The organism is Lysobacter sp. A286 (genome assembly GCF_054052105.1).
Genome location: NZ_JBSVRJ010000014.1, coordinates 1 through 2,195 on the forward strand (window position 1 = coordinate 1; position 2,195 = coordinate 2,195).

Sequence of the window (2,195 nt, forward strand, 5' to 3'; positions counted from 1 at the left end):
TCGTTTGGGTCCGGTTATGCTTCCACTTGTTAGCCGGACCCCGGTGGAATAGGATCGAATGGAGTCAAGGGGATAGGCTCAACGTTCCGTCCCTGTGGGTAAGTCGTATAACCGGACCCTAGGGTCCGGTTATTAGGTAGTTAGAGGGCTTGGAGGGCTCTACGTGTGCCGATGGAAAACTTGATTACCTATATCAACACGGTTGGCTTATCACTGGGTGTCCTTGGGGCGTTTGGGCTCGCTTTGCTTCCGAAGGGTTTCATCAAAATTTTGCCAGATGGAACAGAGTTTTGGGGGCCACCTCCGGGCATTCCCGAGCATGAATGGCGGCGACAAAATAGGCGCACTCGGATAAAGCAGAAATACGGACTGCCGCTGTCATACTTGTCACTTGGCTTTGGCTTTCTTCTTCAATTGCTGGCGTTGTGGTTGTAACGTCTGTGAGATGGCACACGCCCTCTAACAATTCATTCAAGCCGAACCCGCTTCGCGGGTCGGCTTAATTCAGGCGTTAGGCGGCATAGAGAGGTCGCGGCGACATGACAGCCCAGATCATTGCAGCCCTATTCTTCTGTGTACTCGGAGCCCTGCTGCTCCTCAAGGCTATTCCGCCCAATCGCTGGTTTGGCCTTCGGACACCTCGCACTCTCGCGAACCCGGTCGTTTGGTATCGTGCTCATCGTGCCTTTGGCGGGATACTCCTCATCACCGGGATTGCGGCCGCAGCAGCCGTAGGTCTGTGGCCTGCCACGCCGGTAGATCCGGTTTGGGGACTTTTCGCAGTGCTTGTAGTCGCGGCGGCAACGGTAATTGTGTATCGCCGGTATGCCGCCTAACAATTCGTTCAAGCCGAACTTGCTTCGTTACACCAACAACATGGCAGAAAGAGCTTGCCATGTTGTTGGCTCCACTACGCAAGTCGGCTTAACTCAGGCGTTAGGCCGCTGGGGAGTCACATGGCGAGTCCAACGAACAAGCTTCTGGTAGCCGGGGCAGCACTGAGCGGACTTGCCGCGCTGTTGCATCTTGCGTGCTTGGTAGTGGGTGCTCCGCTGTTCCGCTTCTTGGGGGCCGGGGAGCAGATGGCCCAGCTCCACACCGCCGGTCATTGGTACCCCACTGTCGTTACCCTGGTCATTGCCAGCGTGCTCGTTGGGTGGAGTGCTTACGCTCTTTCCGGCGCGGGTGTGATTCGCAAGCTGCCGCTGCGGCGCACCGTGCTCTCCGCGGTCACTGCAATCTACATTGTCCGCGGCGTAGCATTCTTGCCGGTCATGGCCTACTTCCCAGGAAACAGCATGACGTTCTGGGCCGTGAGCTCCTCAGTCTGCCTGCTGATCGGCATCGTCCACTTGGTCGGGCTCCGGCAATCTTGGGCTAGGCTGTCTGGCAGCGCGGCCTAACAATGCGTTCAAGCCGAAGCCGCTTCGTTACGCAAAGCACATGGCAGGTACAGCTTGCCATGTGCTTTGCTCCACTACGCGTCTCGGCTTAACTTAGGCGTTAGGCGCTGATCGAAACTATCAATGACTTGGATCAATCAACAAGGACTCGCACTGTACGGAGCTGTAACAGGCACTGTTGCACTCCTCATCAGCTTCTTCAGCTATCGCCACAACGTCAAGAAAGATCAAATAAAACTTGACGTATCGTGCGCCCCTCACCGGGATCAAGCCAAAAACATCGAGCACCTCAATACTGAAAATCCGGAGTCGCCATGGGACCGACCAAACTTAGTTGAGGTTTACCTTGTCACGGTGCGTAACCTTGGAAGCATTCCCGCTCCACTTGGTGACGTTGGTGTATGTGATGGGGCCGGAAAAAAATATCAAGCCCTTGTCGGCCGTCAGCTCAGTCAAATGAGGCTTCTGCAACCGCTTTCAGAGTCCAATGTTGAATCACTCGAGCCAAGGGCTGCGAGGATCTTTTCCGTGTATTTGCGGAGAGACGAACCTATGTTTACAGCTGTATCAGCGTACGCGATTGATCAAACAGGCAAGGCGTGGCAGGTACGCGCCTAACAATTCGTTCAAGCCGAACCTGCTTCGCTCCACCAACAACATGGCAGGTAAAGCTTGCCATGTTGCCGGCTCCGCTACGCAGGTCGGCTTAACTCAGGCGTTAGCCCCCAAACGGACTTTCCATGCGATTTGTAGGAAGAATCTCCGACTGGAACGAGGACAAGGGCTACGGCT

Annotated in this window: 4 protein-coding genes; all 4 read left to right on the forward strand. The window is 55.4% G+C overall.

What is annotated here, in order from left to right; translation table 11 throughout:
- The first annotated feature begins 171 nt into the window (after positions 1-171).
- Entirely contained in the window at positions 172-435 is a 264-nt protein-coding gene (locus ACW7G0_RS14185) for a hypothetical protein (protein ID WP_456990647.1), read from the forward strand.
- A gap of 104 nt (positions 436-539) precedes the next feature.
- Positions 540-836 carry an SdpI family protein gene (locus tag ACW7G0_RS14190; protein WP_456990649.1) on the forward strand — a complete coding sequence of 99 codons (297 nt, stop codon included), beginning with the start codon at positions 540-542 and terminating at the stop codon, positions 834-836.
- Between the two features lie 120 nt (positions 837-956).
- Positions 957-1,403, forward strand: coding sequence for a hypothetical protein (locus ACW7G0_RS14195; protein WP_456990651.1), 447 nt, complete (start codon positions 957-959; stop codon positions 1,401-1,403).
- 123 nt (positions 1,404-1,526) lie between these two features.
- The gene (locus ACW7G0_RS14200; RefSeq protein ID WP_456990653.1) at positions 1,527-2,021 is read left to right on the forward strand and encodes a hypothetical protein; all 495 of its coding nucleotides are present in this window, start codon (positions 1,527-1,529) and stop codon (positions 2,019-2,021) included.
- Positions 2,022-2,195: the final 174 nt, after the last annotated feature.